Origin of the sequence: Pseudaestuariivita rosea (assembly GCF_017592335.1) — a bacterium.
GTDB classification, from domain to species: domain Bacteria; phylum Pseudomonadota; class Alphaproteobacteria; order Rhodobacterales; family Rhodobacteraceae; genus Parasulfitobacter; species Parasulfitobacter rosea.
In genome coordinates this window covers 15046-33566 of sequence record NZ_JACNMP010000017.1, presented here as the reverse complement: position 1 = coordinate 33566, position 18521 = coordinate 15046, and the positions used below count along the sequence as shown (strand labels likewise).

At 56.5% G+C, this 18521-nt stretch carries 18 protein-coding genes; 14 read left to right on the top strand and 4 right to left on the bottom strand.

Annotation, left to right across the window (positions count from 1 at the left end; translation table 11 throughout):
• The 9 genes from H7848_RS12450 (at window position 1) to H7848_RS12410 (ending at window position 8010) form a co-directional block, all read left to right on the top strand.
• On the top strand, window positions 1-450 hold the full coding sequence (locus H7848_RS12450) for a GNAT family N-acetyltransferase (protein ID WP_208352001.1): 450 nt from the start codon (window positions 1-3) through the stop codon (window positions 448-450).
• A 144-nt stretch (window positions 451-594) separates the two neighbouring features.
• Window positions 595-2385 carry an aminopeptidase P family protein gene (locus tag H7848_RS12445; RefSeq protein ID WP_208351998.1) on the top strand — a complete coding sequence of 597 codons (1791 nt, stop codon included), beginning with the start codon at window positions 595-597 and terminating at the stop codon, window positions 2383-2385.
• A gap of 44 nt (window positions 2386-2429) precedes the next feature.
• Window positions 2430-2771, top strand: coding sequence for a DUF427 domain-containing protein (locus tag H7848_RS12440; protein WP_208351995.1), 342 nt, complete (start codon window positions 2430-2432; stop codon window positions 2769-2771).
• 120 nt (window positions 2772-2891) lie between these two features.
• Window positions 2892-3932, top strand: coding sequence for an alanine racemase (gene alr, locus H7848_RS12435; RefSeq protein WP_208351993.1), 1041 nt, complete (start codon window positions 2892-2894; stop codon window positions 3930-3932).
• A complete protein-coding gene (locus H7848_RS12430) occupies window positions 3929-4714 on the top strand; it encodes an MlaE family ABC transporter permease (RefSeq protein ID WP_208351991.1) in 786 nt (261 codons plus the stop codon). The genes alr and H7848_RS12430 overlap by 4 nt, the downstream gene beginning before the upstream one ends.
• Complete coding sequence (locus tag H7848_RS12425; protein WP_208351990.1) at window positions 4711-5457, top strand: ABC transporter ATP-binding protein; 747 nt, start codon at window positions 4711-4713, stop codon at window positions 5455-5457. Before H7848_RS12430 ends, H7848_RS12425 begins: the two co-directional genes overlap by 4 nt.
• 37 nt (window positions 5458-5494) lie before the next feature.
• Window positions 5495-5977 (top strand): paraquat-inducible protein A, encoded by a 483-nt coding sequence (locus H7848_RS12420; RefSeq protein ID WP_208351989.1) that lies wholly within the window; start codon window positions 5495-5497, stop codon window positions 5975-5977.
• Window positions 5978-5979: 2 nt separating this feature from the next.
• Complete coding sequence (radA, locus tag H7848_RS12415) at window positions 5980-7344, top strand: DNA repair protein RadA (protein WP_208351988.1); 1365 nt, start codon at window positions 5980-5982, stop codon at window positions 7342-7344.
• Between the two features lie 21 nt (window positions 7345-7365).
• A complete protein-coding gene (locus H7848_RS12410) occupies window positions 7366-8010 on the top strand; it encodes a CvpA family protein (protein ID WP_208351986.1) in 645 nt (214 codons plus the stop codon).
• A 34-nt stretch (window positions 8011-8044) separates the two neighbouring features.
• On the opposite strand, the gene H7848_RS12405 is transcribed toward H7848_RS12410, so the two are convergent.
• Window positions 8045-10444, bottom strand: a complete 2400-nt coding sequence (locus tag H7848_RS12405; protein ID WP_208351984.1) for a putative bifunctional diguanylate cyclase/phosphodiesterase — start codon at window positions 10442-10444, stop codon at window positions 8045-8047.
• Window positions 10445-10648: 204 nt separating this feature from the next.
• On the opposite strand from H7848_RS12405, the gene H7848_RS12400 reads away from it, so the two are divergent.
• The 5 genes from H7848_RS12400 to H7848_RS12380 all read left to right on the top strand — a co-directional run bounded on the left by H7848_RS12400 (window position 10649) and on the right by H7848_RS12380 (window position 17018).
• A complete protein-coding gene (locus H7848_RS12400) occupies window positions 10649-11512 on the top strand; it encodes an ABC transporter permease (protein ID WP_208351982.1) in 864 nt (287 codons plus the stop codon).
• Window positions 11509-12321 carry an ABC transporter permease gene (locus H7848_RS12395; RefSeq protein ID WP_208351979.1) on the top strand — a complete coding sequence of 271 codons (813 nt, stop codon included), beginning with the start codon at window positions 11509-11511 and terminating at the stop codon, window positions 12319-12321. Before H7848_RS12400 ends, H7848_RS12395 begins: the two co-directional genes overlap by 4 nt.
• 2 nt (window positions 12322-12323) lie before the next feature.
• Window positions 12324-13406 (top strand): ABC transporter ATP-binding protein, encoded by a 1083-nt coding sequence (locus tag H7848_RS12390; protein ID WP_419555509.1) that lies wholly within the window; start codon window positions 12324-12326, stop codon window positions 13404-13406.
• A gap of 47 nt (window positions 13407-13453) precedes the next feature.
• Window positions 13454-14611: an RsmB/NOP family class I SAM-dependent RNA methyltransferase gene (locus H7848_RS12385; RefSeq protein WP_208351973.1), complete on the top strand. Its 1158-nt coding sequence runs from the start codon at window positions 13454-13456 to the stop codon at window positions 14609-14611.
• A 112-nt stretch (window positions 14612-14723) separates the two neighbouring features.
• A complete protein-coding gene (locus H7848_RS12380) occupies window positions 14724-17018 on the top strand; it encodes an ATP-binding protein (RefSeq protein ID WP_208351970.1) in 2295 nt (764 codons plus the stop codon).
• Window positions 17019-17022: 4 nt separating this feature from the next.
• Here the strand turns inward: H7848_RS12380 and H7848_RS12375 are convergent, their stop codons facing one another.
• From H7848_RS12375 to ccmC, 3 genes are read right to left on the bottom strand one after another with little or no spacing between them, the layout of a single operon-like run.
• Window positions 17023-17592 carry a DsbE family thiol:disulfide interchange protein gene (locus tag H7848_RS12375; protein WP_336512094.1) on the bottom strand — a complete coding sequence of 190 codons (570 nt, stop codon included), beginning with the start codon at window positions 17590-17592 and terminating at the stop codon, window positions 17023-17025.
• Complete coding sequence (gene ccmD / locus H7848_RS12370; protein ID WP_208351967.1) at window positions 17585-17743, bottom strand: heme exporter protein CcmD; 159 nt, start codon at window positions 17741-17743, stop codon at window positions 17585-17587. Before ccmD ends, H7848_RS12375 begins: the two co-directional genes overlap by 8 nt.
• A complete protein-coding gene (gene ccmC, locus H7848_RS12365; protein WP_208351964.1) occupies window positions 17743-18471 on the bottom strand; it encodes a heme ABC transporter permease CcmC in 729 nt (242 codons plus the stop codon). Before ccmC ends, ccmD begins: the two co-directional genes overlap by 1 nt.
• Between the last annotated feature and the right edge of the window lie 50 nt (window positions 18472-18521).

Here is an 18521-nt window from a genome sequence, read left to right as displayed (position 1 = left end):
GTGCATATTCGTCAGGCCGTTCGTACAGACCTAGAAAACCTGCTGGACCTCTATCGGCACCTTATGCCAGAGGACCGGCGCCCCTCAAAAACACAGGCCGAGACGGTTTTTGACGCCTTTCTGAAGTACGACGGCAGCGGTATTTTTCTGGGCGAGATTGATAGCCAACTTGTTGCATCCTGCACTCTGGTCGTTGTACCGAACCTGACGCGCGCGGGCACGCCATATGGTCTGATTGAAAATGTTGTCACCCATACGGATTTCAGACGGCGCGGGTTGGGAAAGATGATCCTTGATGCGGCGACCGAGATTGCGTGGCAACAGGGGTGCTATAAGGTCATGCTGCTGACGGGATCAACCCGCTCTGACGCTATTAACTTCTATCATCAGGCAGGCTTCGAGCAGACAAAAACCGGATTTCAAAAACGGCGTATTCCACGACGGGCTTAACTGGAAAACTAGTGGCGCGGTCCCGGACTTGATCCGGGACCTCCTGAAAAACATTGAATAAAGCACTTCAACTATCAACTTACTCCCCCTCGACAAGCCCCGCCCCAAAAGGCACAACATCTGAAACCGCAAAAGGGGCGCCATATGTTTCAGACCTTTGATCCCACGACGACACCGGAACAGGGGCCTCCGCGTTTGGCGAAACTGCGGGGCGCGATGGGCGATCAGGGGCTTGATGGCTATATCATCCCGCGCGCAGATGTGCATCAGGGCGAAAATGTCGCCCCGCGGGATGAACGCCTGGCGTGGCTGACAGGGTTTACGGGCTCGGCCGGGTTCTGCATCGCCCTGAAGGATATCGCGGGCGTTTTCATTGACGGGCGCTATCGGTTGCAAGTACGCGATCAGGTGGCCGATGTCTTTACCCCCGTCAACTGGCCCGAGACCAAGCCGGGCGATTGGCTGAAAGATCAGCTGACCGGCGGCATCATCGGCTTTGACAGCTGGCTGCACACGCAACATGAGATTGAGCAGATTGAGAAAACGCTGAAGGGTACCGATATCACCCTACGCCCCGATCCGGCGAACCTGATTGACCACATATGGGATGATCAGCCCTCTGCCCCCGACGGCAAGACCATCGTCTATCCCGCCGATCTCGCGGGAAAAACTCATGACGAAAAACGCAGTGAAGTTGCGCAAACACTGAAAGACGCAGATCACGATTGTGCCATCCTGACCCTGCCCGACAGCATCGCCTGGCTGCTGAATATCCGCGGCAGTGACATTGATCGGATGCCGGTCGTGCAGGCTTTTGCCATTCTGCGCGCCGATGAGACCGTGGACCTGTTCAGCAACAACTCTAGCTTGGGCGACCTGACGGATCACATTGGCGGCGACGTGCGGCTGCACCCGATCACTGATTTCACCGATCACCTGAACCAACTGACCGGCACGGTCCGTGTTGATCCGAAATCGGCCCCGCTTGAAGTAACGCGGCAGGTGACGAAGGCTCAGATTGCCTATGACGAAGACCCCTGCATCCTGCCCAAGGCCTGCAAAACTGACGCCGAGATTACAGCCACGCGCGAGGCGCACCTGCGCGATGGCGCGGCGGTGGTTGAATTTCTGGCCTGGCTGGATGCTCAAGACGCCGAAACCCTGACTGAGATCGATGTGGTCAAAGCGCTGGAGGGCTATCGCCGCGCCACCAACGCCCTGCGCGACATCAGCTTTGAGACCATCAGCGGCACCGGCCCCAACGGCGCGATTGTGCATTACCGCGTGACCACCGAAACCAACCGCAAAATCCGCGACGGTGATCTGTTGCTGGTCGACAGCGGCGGGCAATATATCGACGGCACCACCGATATCACCCGCACCATCGCCATGGGTGACCCCGATGAAGAGCCACGCAGATGCTTCACCCGCGTGCTGCAGGGGATGATCACGCTGAGCCGCGTGCGGTTCCCCAAGGGGCTGGCGGGCCGCGATCTGGACGCGCTGGCGCGGTTTCCCCTTTGGACCGCGGGGCTGGATTTTGACCACGGCACGGGCCACGGCGTTGGCGTTTATCTGGGCGTGCACGAAGGCCCGCAACGGATCAGTCGCGCGTCCGAGGTTCCGCTGAAACCCGGTATGATCCTGTCGAATGAACCGGGCTATTATCGCGATGGGGCCTTTGGCATCCGCATAGAAAATTTGATCGTCGTGCAACCCGCGCCCGAATTGCCCGGCGCGGATGACCGTCAGATGTTGTCTTTCGAAACGCTGACCTATGTTCCCATTGATCGACGTCTGATACGACTGGATATGCTGACGACGGCGGAACGCAGTTGGCTGAATGACTATCACGCCGACTGTTTCACCAGGTTGCAGGACCGGTTAAGTGACAGTGCGCGGGCGTGGTTGGAACGGGCCTGCAGGCCACTTTGACACAGTGCTGTTACGAACGTCATGCAAGGAAAAGGGGGGATCACATGGCAGATCACATCAAAATTCGCAAGGCACCCGGCACTTGGGTTGTGCGCGTCGGCGGCGCGGTGATCGGTGAATCCAGCGATGCACTTGAGCTGAGCGAAGGCCCCTATCCGCCCGCCATCTATTTCCCCCGCAGCGATCTGGCGATGGCGTTTTTGGAACCGACTGACAGCACCACCCGCTGCCCTTATAAGGGCACTGCGAATTACTTTTCGATCGTGACCAAAAGTGAAACGATAGAAGACGCGGCCTGGACCTATGAAACCCCCATCGACGGTGCGGCGGAAATCAAGGATCATCTGGCCTTCTATCTGACAAAAGTGACGGTCGAACAGCTTTGAAATTCAGCCTGGGCATCACATCAGTCGCTTGCGGTTTCACAACGACGTTTTTTGTTCAAAGCCCACCGATCGAACCCCGTTTTCGCTTGACCTTCGCCAATTGCCTGTCAAAACGCGCTAATGGCGACGGGAACACTGACCATTGACCTGAATGCGGTGGCCGAAAACTGGCGCGCGCTGGACCGTTTGACCGGATCGGGAACGGAAACGGGTGCCGTGGTCAAGGCGGACGGATACGGTCTGGGGTCAGGCCGTGTGGCCCGCACACTGGCCAAGGCGGGGGCACGCAAGTTCTTTGTCGCCGTGGTCGAGGAAGGCGCAGCGGTGCGGCAGGCTTTGGGGGAAGGCCCTGAAATCTTTATCTTTTCGGGACATATGGCCGGTGACACCGACATGATCAGTGATCTGGGACTGGTCCCGATGATCAACTCGGTCGATCAGCTGACCCGTCATTTTGAAGCCCTGCCAGGACACCCCTTTGGCATCCAGCTGGACAGCGGCATGAACCGCCTGGGGATGGAACCCGGCGAATGGGCCGCGGTCGCCGAACTGGTCATGGCGCAGGGACCGGCGATGGTTATCAGTCACCTGGCCTGCGCCGATGAACCGGGGCATCCGATGAACGGATTTCAACTGGAAGCCTTTCGCAAGATGACCGAAGGCCTTGATTGCCCCCTGTCCCTGTCGGCCACGGGCGGCTGTTTGCTGGATCCGGGCTATCACTTTGACATCACGCGTCCTGGCATCGGTCTTTACGGCGGGCAACCTTTTGATACTGCGTCAAAACCCGTGCAATTATCACTGCCGATCGTACAGCTGCGCGAACTGGTTCCGGGTGAGGCCGTGGGTTATGGCAACACCTGGATCGCCGACGGACCCGCCACGATTGCGACCGTTTCCGCAGGTTACGCCGACGGACTGATCCGCGCGATGGGCAATCAGGGGCAGCTTTATGCCGATGACACCCCCTGCCCTATTGTGGGCCGCGTCTCGATGGATTTGATTACGATTGATGTCAGCGCCCTGTCGCATGTGCCGTCGCATCTGGATATCCTTGGCCCCCATCAGGGCGTCGATGATCTGGCCGCGACAGCAGGGACAATCGGGTATGAAATCCTGACATCGCTTGGGCAACGCTACAACAGACGGTACATCGGATGAACCTGATCCTGACGCCCCTTGGCGCGCTTGGCCGCCAGACACTGAACATGCTGGCCGGGATCGGGCGGTTCACAGTGTTTGTGCTGCAAACGATCAGCCATTTCTTTCGCCCGCCGTTCTATGTGGGCGAGTTTTTCAACGCTATTCTTGTGATTGGGTATTTCTCTCTGCCCGTCGTCGGGCTGACAGCGCTGTTCACCGGCGGCGCGCTGGCCCTGCAGATCTACGCAGGTGGTGCACGTTTCAACGCCGAGGCTGTCGTGCCCCAGATCGTCGCCATTGGCATGGTGCGGGAACTGGGTCCGGTCATGGTCGGGCTGATGATCGCGGCCCGCGTGACATCATCAGTCGCCGCTGAAATCGCCACGATGCGGGTGACCGAACAGATCGATGCGCTGGTTACCCTGTCGACGAACCCTATGAAATATCTGACTGCCCCCCGCGTTCTGGCCGCATTGATCGTGGTCCCCATACTGGTGGGGATCGGCGATATCATCGGCATCGCCGGCGGTTTTATCGTGGGGGTGCAGACACTTGGATTCAACCCGGCCACCTATCTGCGCAACACGGCTGATTTTCTTGAGGCGGCCGACATCATATCATCGCTGATCAAGGGCGCGGCCTTTGGTGGGATCGCGGCACTGATGGGCTGCTACTATGGCATGAACTCGGGCCGTGGGGCACAGGGCGTCGGCAAGGCCACCAAATCCTCGGTCGAGGCCGCAGCGGTTCTGATCCTGGCTGCGAACTTTGGCCTAACAGCATTGTTGTTTTCCGCATGATCCAGCTTAACGACGTTCATAAGGCCTTTGGCAATAATCAGGTGCTGCGCGGCATGACACTGAATGTACCCAAGGGCGAAAGCATGGTCATCATTGGTGGGTCCGGCACTGGTAAATCGGTCGCGCTGAAATGCGTTCTGGGGCTGGTCACACCCGACAGCGGCCAGATCATTGTCGATGATCAGGATGTCACCGAAGCCGACCGCGATGCATTCCTGGCCCGCTTCGGCATGCTGTTTCAGGGGGCGGCCCTGTTTGACAGTCTGCCCGTCTGGCAGAATGTGGCGTTCCGTCTGCTGCGCGGCAAATTGAAACGACCCAAGGCCGAGGCACGCGAAATAGCCATTGATAAGCTGCGCCGCGTGGGTCTGAAATCTGATGTGGCCGACCGTTTTCCGGCCGAACTTTCGGGGGGTATGCAAAAACGTGTGGGCCTGGCCCGCGCCATCGCGGCGGACCCCGAGATCATCTTTTTCGACGAACCCACCACCGGGCTGGACCCGATCATGGCCGGTGTCATCAACGATCTGATCCGCGAAATCGTGGTTGAAATGGGCGCCACCGCGATGACCATCACGCACGACATGACCTCCGTCCGGTCCATTGCAGATCGCGTTGCCATGCTGCACGACGGGGTGATCCAGTGGACCGGCACCGTGGCCGAGATGGACCAGACCGATGACCCTTACGTCCAGCAATTCATTCACGGCAAGGCCGAAGGCCCGATTGAAGCGGTGCGTTAAACTTGACTTAATCCTGCGGGCCTGCCACCTGACCGACATGACATTTCAAACGACCCCCTACGGATGGGTGCTGCGCATCCTGAACCTTTCGCTGCTGATCCTTTTTCCCATTGCCTGGTTTGCCCCCCTGATGCGCGCGGGACTTCTGCCGCTGTTCGGACTGTCGGAAATCAGCGTGATTTCGGGCCTGCAGTCGCTTTGGGGCAGCGACGTGTTTCTGGCGCTGATGGTCACGTTGTTCGCATTGTTTGCGCCATATCTGAAAACCATCGGATTGGCTTTGCTGCAATTCGGCCTGCTGGATCACCGCACATCTCCGGTGATCGGATATCTGGGCAAGCTTGCGATGGCAGACATTTTTCTGGTCGCGCTTTATGTCGTTGTGTTCAAAGGCATTGGTCTGGGCAAGATCGAAATCGCATGGGGTCTTTATCTGTTCACCGGTTGCATTCTGGCCTCTATCGAGTTGTCGATCGCACAGTCCCGCCTGGACGTTACAACCACGACGGCCAAGGCATAGATATGGCCAAATCCCCCCAGTTCACCTGTACGGCCTGTGCCGCGACCTATACCAAATGGTCGGGTCGCTGTGAAAACTGCGGCGAGTGGAACACGATCATCGAAGAAAAACCGCTAAGCGCGGGGCCATCCTCGAAATCCTTGGGGTCGACGCGGGGGCGGGCGATTGCGCTGACGGATCTGTCGACCGAAGAAACCCCGCCTGAACGGACCCTGGCCGGAGTGGCGGAATTGGACCGTGTTCTGGGCGGCGGGCTGGTACAGGCATCGGCCCTGCTGGTGGGCGGCGATCCGGGCATCGGGAAATCGACATTGCTGCTGCAGGCCGCCGCCCGGTTTGCGCGCAACGGGCTGAAGGTCATCTATATCTCGGGCGAAGAGGCCGCCGCCCAGATCCGGATGCGCGCGCAGCGGTTGGGGTTGACGGAAAGCCCCGTCGCGCTGGCCTCGGAAACCAATCTGCGCGATATCCTGACAACGCTTGACACCGAACGGCCCGATCTGGTGATCATCGACTCGATCCAGACCATGTGGGCCGATAATGTCGAGGCAGCGCCAGGGTCGGTCAGTCAGGTGCGCGCGGCCGCACATGAACTGACCAGCTTTGCCAAACGGCGCGGTATCTCGGTCATTATGGTCGGTCACGTGACCAAGGACGGCCAGATCGCTGGCCCCCGCGTGGTTGAGCACATGGTGGACACCGTTCTTTATTTCGAGGGCGAACGTGGCCATCAGTTCCGCATTCTGCGCGCCGTCAAGAACCGGTTTGGCCCCGCCGACGAAATCGGTGTGTTTGAGATGACTGGCCGTGGGTTGGTTGAGGTCAAAAACCCCTCGGCCCTGTTTCTGTCGGAACGCGGCGATCCTGCGCCCGGATCGGTGGTCTTTGCCGGCATCGAAGGCACTCGGCCTGTTCTGTGCGAATTTCAGGCCCTTGTTGCGCCGTCGCCGCATTCCCAGGCGCGGCGCACCGTTGTGGGCTGGGATGGCGGACGGCTGGCGATGATTTTAGCCGTTCTGGAGGCGCGATGCGGCATACCTTTCACCGGCTTAGACGTCTATCTTAACGTTGCGGGCGGGCTACGCATCACCGAACCAGCTGCGGATCTAGCGGTTGCAACGGCTCTGCTTTCTGCACGTGAAGATGTTAGTTTGCCGCAAGACTGTGTCCTTTTTGGCGAAATCAGCCTGTCCGGGGCATTAAGACCCGCCGTTCAAACGGAAAATCGGTTGAAAGAAGCCCAAAAACTTGGTTTCAAAACGGCCATGGCACCTTCAAGTGCGAAACAGTCGCAGATCAACGGGATCGCTGTTCGTCAATTTGGTGATCTGGCCGGTTTTGTCGGTGATGTCTTCGGCGCAGATTAGCGCGACCAAAGGAGCGAGGGAATGGAAGGTTTTAACATTGTTGACGGCGGCGTCGTCGTTTTGGTTATCGTGTCTGCCATTTTGGCCTATTCCCGTGGATTTGTCCGCGAAGCAATGGCGATTGTCGGTTGGATCGGTGCAGCCGTTGCGGCATTTTTGCTGACACCTCAGGTCGAACCGCTGGTGAAAGAGGTTCCTGTGGTCGGCGATTTTGTCGGTGACAGCTGCGAGATAGCGATTATCGTTGCAGCAGCCGCAGTCTTTGCAGCAGCTTTGGTTGTCTTTTCACTTTTCACGCCGCTTTTGTCTGGCATGATACAACGATCTTCGCTCAGCGGGATTGACCGCGGTCTGGGCTTTTTGTTCGGGGTGATCCGTGGGCTGTTGCTGGTCGCAATTGCATTTTTTGTCTATGATATTGCCCTGGGTGGATCGGTCGATGCAGATGGGAACCCATCCGGCTATGCAATGATCAACGACTCTCGGTCATCCGAGGTCTTTGCATCGCTGACGGGTCAAATCGAAGATCGCGACCCGGAACAGGCGTTGAGCTGGCTGCGGCAGCAGTATCAGACACTTCAGGGGGATTGCGGCCCCGCAGCACCAGAAAGCCCCGCGGCCGAACCCGCACCGGCCCCGGAAAGCCCCGCAATTATCATCGAATAAGATCGCAAATCACGTGGCATAGTCCGAACACGGTCTATGCCATCTTTGCCTTCACATCGCTGTCATTGTTAAAAAGGGGGATAAGATCCTCTGCAGGCATGGGTTTGTAGAAGATATACCCTTGCACGATTCCATATCCTGCGGCTTTGACCACCTGCAGTTCTTCCTGCGTCTCGACCCCTTCGATGATGATCCTGGATCCTGTGGCGTGGATCATCTTGTGAACCGCACTTAAGACGACCTGTCCGTTTTGGCGCAGATCACAGTTGGTGACCAGTGATCGGTCAACCTTGACGCAATCGGCGGGGTATTTATGCAGATAACTCAGCGACGAATAGCCCGCGCCGAAATCATCGACGGCGATTGAAATTCCTTCCTGTCTTAGCTTGCGAAGGTTGTTGGCCACAGCATCACTTGTTTCAAGCACCTCGGATTCTGTGATCTCGATACAAAGGCGATCTGGCGCGAAATCAATGGCCTGCAACAGATGGATCACCTCGGATGAAAACCGGCTGTCTTGCAGTTCACTTGCGGTGATGTTGACCGACACAAAGATCGGATCAGGCCAAGTGGACGCGGTCGAGATCGCATTTTGCAGAACATATAGCGCCAGGTCGAAACTGCAGCCTTCTTCTGCGGCCAATTTGACGATCTTGTCCGGCCTGATGGGGCCGAAAACGGGGTGCTGCCAGCGCAACAGCGCCTCGGCGCCCACGATGTTTTGGCCGTTTACGGAAACAAAAGGCTGGAACACCAGGTTAAGCTGCCCTTTATCTATGGCCGATTTCAGATCAAGGGCCAGTTGTCTTTCCTGCTTCAGTTCTTCGCCCATCTTTGCGTCATAGAACACAAGCCGCGCTTTGCCGGCCATTTTCGCACGATAAAGCGCGCGGTCCGCTTCAAGCTCTAGCTCGGCCGGGTTTGCTTCCAGGGCTGTTTGCAGGCTGACACCAATGCTGCAACTCAACGGTACCGAACGCCCCTTGTGATCCAACCCGCGACTCAGGGCTTCATGCACGCAATGTGCAAAGGCCCGCGCGTCTTGATCGGTATCGAAACTTTTACAGACCAGGAATTCGTCACCGCCTTTGCGTCCAACCAGACCGTCCTGCCCGACCAACTGACCAATCCGGTCCGCGACGGTTTCGATCAGTTTGTCGCCTGCTGCATGACCAAAATTATCGTTGACCGATTTCAGGTTATCCGAGTCGACAAACAGGAAAAGGATCACCGTATCCGGCCCTGGAACAGCCTCGATGAATTCACTGGATCGACGACAGAACTCGGCATAGTTGAAGATGCCTGTCGCCACATCATGGGTCGCCAGATAATGCACCCGCGCATTCGCCTTGGCCTCTTGCGTGATGTCTTTGACATAGCCCTGATAGCCCAATGTCAGGTTCGTGTCGTCATTAGCCCGGCTGCCTGCAATGATCAAAACACGTTCACGCCCGTGCAGATCCTGGGCTTTGACTTTGACCTCGAACTGACCACCCACCAAGGATGCACCGCTGTTCAGAATTTCAAATTGATCCTGATACCGATCATCCGCAGCGCGCGCCGAAATCATGTTCAGAAATTCACTGATCTTCGGCATCTGAGACACATTTTCCGAAAATCCAAGCGCCAGCAACAAAGGTTTGGACGTGGTGGAAAACACCATATTCTTATCGGCCTGCCACAGCCACGACCCGCTGTTCTGATGAAACTGACCCAATAGCAATGAGATCATATCGCGTTGTCGCTCGGCATCGATTTTGCCTTTGAACTCAGACAGGAAAAGGCCCGTATGCCTGTTGCTTGAGGATACGACGACCGCGAAAAAAGCCCCCATGACGATCAGGAATGGCCCAAGCTGATCAACGCCGCTGATGATCAACCCAACCACTGATGCCGTGAATAGCATGCCGGAATACAGCATGGCGGCCAATGGCAGGGGGTAAAGCGACAAAGCGCCGCCTGCGATCATCCCTGCTGTCAAAGCAGCGATGAAGGCCACCTCAAGCAGCCCGCCCTGAGGCATGATGTATAAAACCGGATACATCCAGACGATGGCCAGAAAGACCGACGACGTCACAATAGCACCCGTTGCGCGACTGCTGACACTGTGCCGAAACCCGGTTTTCCTGATCCGTTTCACACCAGTAAAGCCCTTGATTACAAAAGAACACACCAACAGACACCATAGCGCGGTCACTGGTGTCATGTTGTTCAGACTGACCTCCAGGATCAAAAGGGCGATGGCATTGCACAGGTTTGCGATCATCATCGTTGGGGTCACCGACAATATTGCCGAAAACTGCGCCCCGCGAATGACGCCCGTCATATCTTGACTGATTTCCGCGCCCTCGGATGTATCACCGCGATTGAGCAGCCTTGTCATCATCTGGTCACCAACGCGGCCGAAAAATCCAGACAGGATGCGGAATTTCATCTTGAGGCTCCGTTAGAGAATGTTAACAACCCTAATGCGCGTTTCTTAATCAATGCTTAACATTTGCCGGGCGGAGGAACGTCATTTGTCGAAAATCCGTCTCTAAGTGGCTTGAAACATGGTTAAAATCCCTAAAGCTTCATTCGAACGGTTCGCATCTTTTTGCTTTCCGTCTGGTCAAATTTGATGTGAGATAAGCTTAAGATGCCGTCAGATACTCATACAATCAAAGGTCTGAAACTGGTCAGTCCACCGCTTTTATACGCAGTTTTGCTGCTGGCGGGGCCTTTGGGGATGATATTGCTGTTCAGCTTCCTGCCGCAGCCCGACAACCCGACCGAGGCGACCTTCACACTGTCGAATTACGCCGAGGCTTTCAATGACCCCATCTACCCCGAGCTTCTGCGCCGGTCTTTGCTGATTTCAGGCGCGGTGACGGTGGTGACTGTCTTGCTGGCCTTTCCGATTGCCTATTTCATCAGCTTCCATGTATCGCCCAGACATAAATCCCTTTGGCTTTTTCTGATCACCATTCCGTTCTGGACCAGCTATCTGATCCGGGTATTTCTGTGGAAAGTGATCCTGGGCTTCAACGGAGTTGTGAATTCCAGCCTGATGGGATTGGGCCTCATCGAAACACCGCTTCAGTTCATCCTGTATAATCCGACAGCCGTCGTCATCACACTGGCCCATGCCTTTGCGCCCTTTGCCATTCTGCCGATCTTTGTAGCACTGGAAAAAATTGACCGATCGCTGCTTGAGGCGTCACGGGATCTGGGCGAAAACCGCCTGACGACATTTATCCGCGTGACCCTGCCGCTGGCGATGCCGGGGGTTCTGGCCAGCATTCTGATCGTGTTCATCCCGACGGTGGGCGACTATGTTACGCCGGAACAGGTTGGTGGCCCCGGCGGCACCATGATTGCCAACATGATCCAGCTGCAATTCATGCGGTTGGACAATCAGCCCATGGGCGCAACATTATCAGTGCTGACAATGGCAAGCGTCACGGTAATTGCGCTGATCCTTCTGGTCCTGAACAGGCCCTTTCTAAGGACACAACGATGAGTGGACGCAGCCTGCGTATCTATGCGTTTGTCTATCTGGTATTTCTTTACGCACCCATCGCGCTGTTGCCCATCTTTGCCTTCAATGACGGCACGATTATTGCCTTTCCCTTGCAGGGCGGAACAACCAGATGGTTCACCGAGCTTTTCGCTGCACGATCAACCGCGCTGCATGAAAGTGTGATCAACAGCCTGATTGTTGCGTCGATCACGGCGGTCTTTTCAACGCTGCTTGGGATTTGTGCCGCGCGGGCGGCCACCCGCTATCGGTTTCCCGCCCAACGCGGCATCATGGGTCTGATCATGCTGCCACTGGTCCTGCCCGAAATCATCGTCGCTGTTTCGCTGCTGATCGTCTTCATGAATGTCGGTCTGGGCATCAGCCTGTGGACGGTCATCATGGGCCATGTCCTGATCTGTACACCCTTCTGTATCGCTATCCTGAATTCCAGCTTTCAAAATCTGGACCCGGCGATCGAAGAGGCCGCGCATGATCTGGGGGAAACCCAGTGGAATACCTTCCGTCTGATCACCCTGCCGCTTGTGATGCCAGGCATTATCTCATCTTTGCTGATTTCGTTCACGATCAGTCTGGATGAGTTCATCATCGCCTTTTTCCTAAGCGGAACCGACCCGACCTTGCCGGTTTACCTATGGAGCCAGCTAAGGTTTCCGCAGCGATTGCCAGTGGTGATGGCATTGGGCACCATCCTGGTGGTTCTGTCGATCCTGATCCTGATCCTGGCGGAAACCATGCGGCGCTATGGGTTACGACGTGCGGGCCTGAAAGACAAAGGGGGCTTTTTATGACCATGATCACGCTACAGGGCGTTGAAAAGCATTATGGCGACTACCACGCCCTTCGTGGGATCAACCTGGATATTCAGGCAGGCGAATTCTTTTCGCTTCTGGGCCCGTCGGGCTGCGGCAAGACCACCCTTTTGCGTACAATTGCAGGGTTTGAGGATGTCACCGACGGCACCGTCACCATCGACGGTCAGCCGATGGCAAATGTCCCGGCCAACCGCCGCCCGACGAACATGGTTTTTCAAAGCTACGCGATTTTTCCCCACCTGAACGTCGCACAGAACGTGGCCTTTGGTCTGCGCCGCCGCAAGGATCTGAACGCTGCCGCGCGCAACACACTGGTCGAAGATGCTCTGGATATGGTCGGACTGGACGGATACGGCAAGCGCGCGGCCCATGCTCTGTCCGGGGGTCAGCGTCAACGGGTGGCTTTGGCACGTGCACTGATCCTGAAACCCAAGGTCCTGCTGTTGGATGAACCGCTGTCGGCGCTGGACAAAAAGCTGCGCGAACAGATGCAAAGCGAATTGCGCAGGCTGCAGCGACAGGTCGGGATCACCTTCATCCTCGTCACCCATGATCAGGAAGAGGCGCTGATCATGTCCGACCGCATCGCTGTGATGTTCGAAGGCCAGATCGCGCAACTGGCCGACCCGCAGACGCTTTATCGCCGACCGATCAGCCGACAGGTGGGCGAATTCATCGGCGTGATGAACATTTTACCGGCCGAGGTCAAAATAGCCGTGGGCGCCCGCATCGCGGTCGATGTGGCGGGGCTTGGCCCCGTCATGCTGACACCAGATCAATGCCCGGCGGGGGCCAAGACCGGGCAAACTCATGTGGGCATCCGGCCGGAAACCATGGCCATTGCCTTTGAAAACGACACCGACACGGGTAATCTGATCGATGGTCAAGTCGAGGAGGTCGCCTATTACGGTGACATGACCTACTACGACGTCCGTCTTCAAAATATCGAACGCCCGGTGACGATTTCGATGAAAAACCTGGTGGGGCGCCATGTGTTGCAACGCGGTGAAAAGACCAAAGTGCGGTGGGACGAAAGATCTTTGGTTTTGTTCAAACAATAATACAGGTATTGCGTCGTTTCAGCCGCAACTGAAAGCACCCCGTTCCCATGACCCCCGCCGCCCGCGTCGCCGCCGCGATTGAGATCCTGGACGATATTCTGAATGACGCCCCGGCTGAACGCGTGCTGACCACCTGGGCACGTCAGCATCGGTTTGCGGGGTCAAAAGATCGTCAGGCCATCCGTGACCTGGTGTTCGACACGCTGCGGCAGCGCAATTCACTGGCCCATATGGGCGGCGGGTTGACGGGGCGTGGCCTTATGATCGGCCTGACCATGACCCACGATACAGATATAAAAGAGATTTTCTCTGGTATCGGTCACGCCCCTGCCCCCCTGTCAGATGCCGAACATGTGGCCCTGCGCCATGATAGACCGGATGCCACCGTCGATATGCCCGACTGGCTGCATCCTGCCCTTCAGTCCAGCCTGGGGCCCGATTTCACCGACATCTGCACCCTGATGCAGCACCGCGCGCCGGTTTTTCTGCGGGTGAATACCGCACGAACGACACTGACCGCGGCCCAGGATGCACTGCGGGCCGATGGTATTGAGACACACCCCCATGCCTTGGCCCCAACAGCACTTGAGGTCACCCATCAGACAAAACGCATCCAAACCAGCGCCGCCTATCTGGATGGCCTGGTTGAGCTGCAGGACGTCGCCAGTCAGGCCGTTCTGACGGATCTGCCTGTTCAGACCGGTCGCGTTCTGGATTACTGCGCGGGCGGGGGCGGCAAAAGCCTGGCGCTGGCGGCAAAGGGATTCGATGTCTACGCCCACGATATCAATCATCGTCGACTGCAAGATATTCCGGTTCGCGCAAAACGTGCAGGGACACGGATTGATATTTTAAAAACTGAGGCATTGGCTGCGCAAGCACCGTTTGATCTGGTTGTCGTCGATGCGCCTTGTTCCGGCAGCGGCGCATGGCGGCGCACGCCCGACGCCAAATGGCGCCTGACACCGGATCGCCTGCGGGATTTGACCCAAAAACAGGCTGATATATTGGACGATGCGGCAAAACTCGTGTCGCAGACGGGCGCGCTGATCTATCTGACATGCTCACTTCTGCCACAGGAAAATCATGCTCAGATCGACAGTTTTCTGACGCGCAATCCATCCTGGGCCTGCGATGATCGCCGCCTTCTGACGCCCCTTGACGGCGGCGACGGATTTTTCCGCGCCACCCTGCGTCAAAATTAAATCAATCTGAAGTTGAAAAAACCAACCAATTAAGGCACTGTTAAGACTTACGGCGTGATAAGCACGAAGTGTAAGTTGATCGGAGTATGTGTTGACGAGTCCGTCGATATCAATGAAGCCAATTGTTCACATGGCTTTGCGTTTGTCGCCCCAGACGCGGCTGATGTTGTTGACGGGAATTGTCTTGATTGCCGTCTCAGCATTCCTAAGCGATCCTCTGACATTCACGCTTGTCTTGGGCCTGTCCGGTATTTTTCTTTGCCTGGCTGGCCTGATATGGTGCATCACACATCTGGCCCTACGCCGCGAAACCCGAACCGCACGGGGTGTCGCAGAATTTGTCCAACATGACAGCGCGAACTGTTACCTGACAAACACCGATGGTATCGTCGAATATCAGAACAAAGCCGCCTTGCCAGATGGCGATGAATGGCAGGGCAAACCGCTTGCGGACTATCTGAAACGCCTCTTTGCCAATCCCTCGGCTGTTCTTTTTCGTTTGCAAAACAAAACGCTAACAGCCGGATCGGCACTGGAAGAGGTCATAACGCGTCAGGGTCATATGCGGCTTTCGGTTCATCTGATCGGGACCCGTCATTTCCTGTGGCGCATTGAGGAAATCGAAGACACCGCCCCTCCGGTCCGCGGTCTGGACGCCATACATCTGCCGATGATGACGACAAATACATCGGGCACGGTCCTTTTTGCGAACGATGCGATGAAGACACTGCTCGGCCAGACACCCAAAGCGTTGGGGCAGGTCTTTGTCGACCTTCCGCTGCGCCACGGCGGCGTTCATACCATCGACAGCGCGACCGGGCTGATTTCTGTCCGTGTGGCCGCCATTGACAGCGTCGGTGGACGGCGAGAGATTTATCTGACACCCAACGCCAAACCCGACGGAACAGGCGAGGCGAACTGGACCCTATTTCAGGTCTTGCCGGTGCCCTTGCTGAAAATCAGCCCCGATGGAAAGATCGTCGCGCATAACGCATCGGCGCAGGATATTTTTGATCAGCCGATCCAGAATGGCGTGCGGCTGAGCGATCTGGTCGAAGGGCTGGGGCGCGCGGTGACCGACTGGATCGCCGACACTTTGGACGGTCGCGGCCTGTTGCACGCCGAAGTCCTGAAGGTCAAAAATGACGATCATGACAAATACGTCCAGATCACGCTTAGCCGTATCATGGACGACGGCAAACCGGCCCTGATCGCCGTTTTAAATGACGCGACCGAATTCAAAACACTTGAGGCCCAGTTTGTACAAAGCCAGAAAATGCAGGCTATTGGTCAGCTTGCCGGTGGCGTGGCCCATGATTTCAATAACTTGCTGACGGCAATCTCGGGTCACTGCGATCTGCTGCTTTTGCGGCATGATCAGGGGGATCCGGACTACGGCGATCTGGTTCAGATCAATCAAAACGCCAACCGTGCCGCCAGCCTTGTCGGGCAGTTGCTGGCTTTTTCACGTAAACAAAATCTGCAACCCGAAACGATGGATCTGCGCGACACACTGTCAGATCTGACGCATCTTCTGAACCGTCTTGTCGGTGAAAAAATCACGCTGTCACTGATCCATGATGCGGGCTTGTCACCCATCCGAGCGGACAAACGCCAGCTGGAACAGGTTCTGATGAACCTGGTCGTGAATGCCCGCGATGCGATGCCCGATGGCGGCGAGATCATGATCGAGACGAAATCGCGCATTCTGTCCGGCCCGCTAGAACGTGACCGCGCCGTCGTGCCCGCAGGTCATTATGTGACGGTTAAGGTGTCCGATCAGGGCGTGGGCATTCCACCCGAAAAGCTGACGAAGATCTTTGAGCCGTTCTACACCACCAAACGCACGGGCGAAGGCACGGGACTTGGGCTGTCAACGGCCTATGGTATTGTCAAACAGACAGGCGGCTACATTTTTGTCGACAGCGTCGTTGGATCTGGTACGACCTTCACACTTTATTTCCCTGCACATGAAAGGCCGCTGGATGCCCATGCCCCCATCGTGCAAAGCGCCGAGCCGAAAGAGCAAAGCGACCGCCAAGGGGACGGCGTTATCATGCTGGTCGAAGATGAAGCCCCAGTGCGCGCCTTTGCGTCCCGGGCGTTGCAGCTACGGGGCTATACGGTGATCGAAGCTGATAGCGCCGAGCAAGCCCTGGACATTCTGGAAGACGAAACGCTGGATATCGACCTGTTTGTGACCGATGTGATCATGCCGGGCCTCGACGGGCCGACATGGGTAAAATCTGCCTTGGAAAAACGTCCAGATGTAAAAGTCGTCTTTGTGTCCGGCTATGCCGAGGATTCGTTTTCCGACGATCAGGCGGACATCCCGAATTCGGTTTTTCTGCCCAAGCCGTTTTCATTGACCGAACTGACCTCGACCGTTCAAAAACAATTGCAATAAGGTATCAGGGCCCCTGATTGGCCCGGGCGGCCGCGATTGCAGGGCGTATCTGCTGATCCAACACGCGTTGCGTCACTGGACCCGCAATTCTCAGCAGGATCGTGCCATCGTCATCAATCACATAGGTTTCCGGAATACCGTAAACCCCCCAGTCCAGCGCAGTATCCCGACCTGTGATGTCTGTCCCGACTGCGGCATAGGGATCACCCAGATCATTCAGAAACCTCAGGGCGTCACTGGCGTTGGGTTCTTTGTAGTTAATGCCGTAGATCGGAAAGCCCTCATCCGCAAGCATCATCAGGTTGGGATGTTCAACGCGACAAGGCGTGCACCAACTGGCCCAGAAATTCACCAGTTTGATCCCATCCTGCCGCAGCACATTGTCATCGAAAATCGCCTTTTCGCCCAATGGCGCAATGTCGATCTCTGGTGCGGGCTGCCCGATCCGGGCCGACGGCAGTGCGTCGGGGTCATCGCGCATCATTGCCACCATCGCCAATGTGGCAAAACCTACAAAAATAATAGGCGGTGTCACAACAAGCGGCTTAAATTTGAATTTAACAAGTTTAACCACGTCGCACGCTCCGCTTTTCGACCTCTTCCAGGCGGGCTTTCGTTTTGCGCGCCTGCCACAATGTCAGCGCGACAATAGCCAGAATAATCACAATAGATACCACATAGGCCGAAATCACCTCGGTCGCGTACCGTCCAAGATCCGGCATCATCAAACCATCCTTTCACGTGCAATCAATGCTTTCATCCGCCGTGCCCGGATTTCCATCCTCGTGCGCACCAGAACCAGCGTTATGAACAAAAGGACAAATCCCGCAATACAGAGCAGCAGTGGATAATAAAACACATCCGCAATATTGGTTTCCTTATCCAAGGACAGCGAAGCTTCCTGATGCAGGCCACTGTTCCAGAACAAGAACGCATAGCGGGACAATAGCGCAAAGACCGACCCGACAAGACACAGAATCGAGGTCATGTCGGCGGCTGTATCCATATCATCCAGGGCCTGCCACAGCACGATATAGCCGATATAGAACAGGAATAGCCACAGAAACGACGTCAATCGCGGGTCCCAGGCCCAGGGTTTGCCCCAGATCGGCGCCCCCCAGATTGCGCCGGTCAAAAGCGCGATCAAGGTCATCGCGATCCCAACGGGTGCCGCCGCCTTGGCCGCCAGCGCACTGACATGATGTCTTCGGATCAACCAGATCAGCGACGCCACCAACATCATCAGCCAGGCATTAATCGCCATCAAAGCCGATGGCACATGCAGGTAGATAATCTTGACCGTGGACCCCTGCCTGAAATCATCGGGCGTGAAGAAAAACCCCCAGATCAGCCCCACCACCAGGCACGCGATCGTTCCCGCCCAGAACCAAGGCAGCACCACATCGGTTGTGGCAATGAATTTGCGGGGGTTGGCGTATTCCCAAAGAGACATGGTGTATAATTAAACCTCGGATCCTTGCGCAACAAGAGACATGACAGCTA

What these genes read in the sequence shown, in the direction of transcription:
- H7848_RS12445 (WP_208351998.1), top strand. Translation starts at nt 595, where the DNA reads ATGTTTCAGACCTTTGATCCCACGACGACACCGGAACAGGGGCCTCCG.
- H7848_RS12440 (WP_208351995.1), top strand. Translation starts at nt 2,430, where the DNA reads ATGGCAGATCACATCAAAATTCGCAAGGCACCCGGCACTTGGGTTGTG.
- alr (WP_208351993.1), top strand. Translation starts at nt 2,892, where the DNA reads ATGGCGACGGGAACACTGACCATTGACCTGAATGCGGTGGCCGAAAAC.
- H7848_RS12430 (WP_208351991.1), top strand. Translation starts at nt 3,929, where the DNA reads ATGAACCTGATCCTGACGCCCCTTGGCGCGCTTGGCCGCCAGACACTG.
- H7848_RS12425 (WP_208351990.1), top strand. Translation starts at nt 4,711, where the DNA reads ATGATCCAGCTTAACGACGTTCATAAGGCCTTTGGCAATAATCAGGTG.
- H7848_RS12420 (WP_208351989.1), top strand. Translation starts at nt 5,495, where the DNA reads ATGACATTTCAAACGACCCCCTACGGATGGGTGCTGCGCATCCTGAAC.
- radA (WP_208351988.1), top strand. Translation starts at nt 5,980, where the DNA reads ATGGCCAAATCCCCCCAGTTCACCTGTACGGCCTGTGCCGCGACCTAT.
- H7848_RS12410 (WP_208351986.1), top strand. Translation starts at nt 7,366, where the DNA reads ATGGAAGGTTTTAACATTGTTGACGGCGGCGTCGTCGTTTTGGTTATC.
- H7848_RS12405 (WP_208351984.1), bottom strand. Translation starts at nt 10,444, where the DNA reads ATGAAATTCCGCATCCTGTCTGGATTTTTCGGCCGCGTTGGTGACCAG.
- H7848_RS12400 (WP_208351982.1), top strand. Translation starts at nt 10,649, where the DNA reads ATGCCGTCAGATACTCATACAATCAAAGGTCTGAAACTGGTCAGTCCA.
- H7848_RS12395 (WP_208351979.1), top strand. Translation starts at nt 11,509, where the DNA reads ATGAGTGGACGCAGCCTGCGTATCTATGCGTTTGTCTATCTGGTATTT.
- H7848_RS12390 (WP_419555509.1), top strand. Translation starts at nt 12,324, where the DNA reads ATGATCACGCTACAGGGCGTTGAAAAGCATTATGGCGACTACCACGCC.
- H7848_RS12385 (WP_208351973.1), top strand. Translation starts at nt 13,454, where the DNA reads ATGACCCCCGCCGCCCGCGTCGCCGCCGCGATTGAGATCCTGGACGAT.
- H7848_RS12380 (WP_208351970.1), top strand. Translation starts at nt 14,724, where the DNA reads ATGAAGCCAATTGTTCACATGGCTTTGCGTTTGTCGCCCCAGACGCGG.
- ccmD (WP_208351967.1), bottom strand. Translation starts at nt 17,743, where the DNA reads ATGATGCCGGATCTTGGACGGTACGCGACCGAGGTGATTTCGGCCTAT.
- ccmC (WP_208351964.1), bottom strand. Translation starts at nt 18,471, where the DNA reads ATGTCTCTTTGGGAATACGCCAACCCCCGCAAATTCATTGCCACAACC.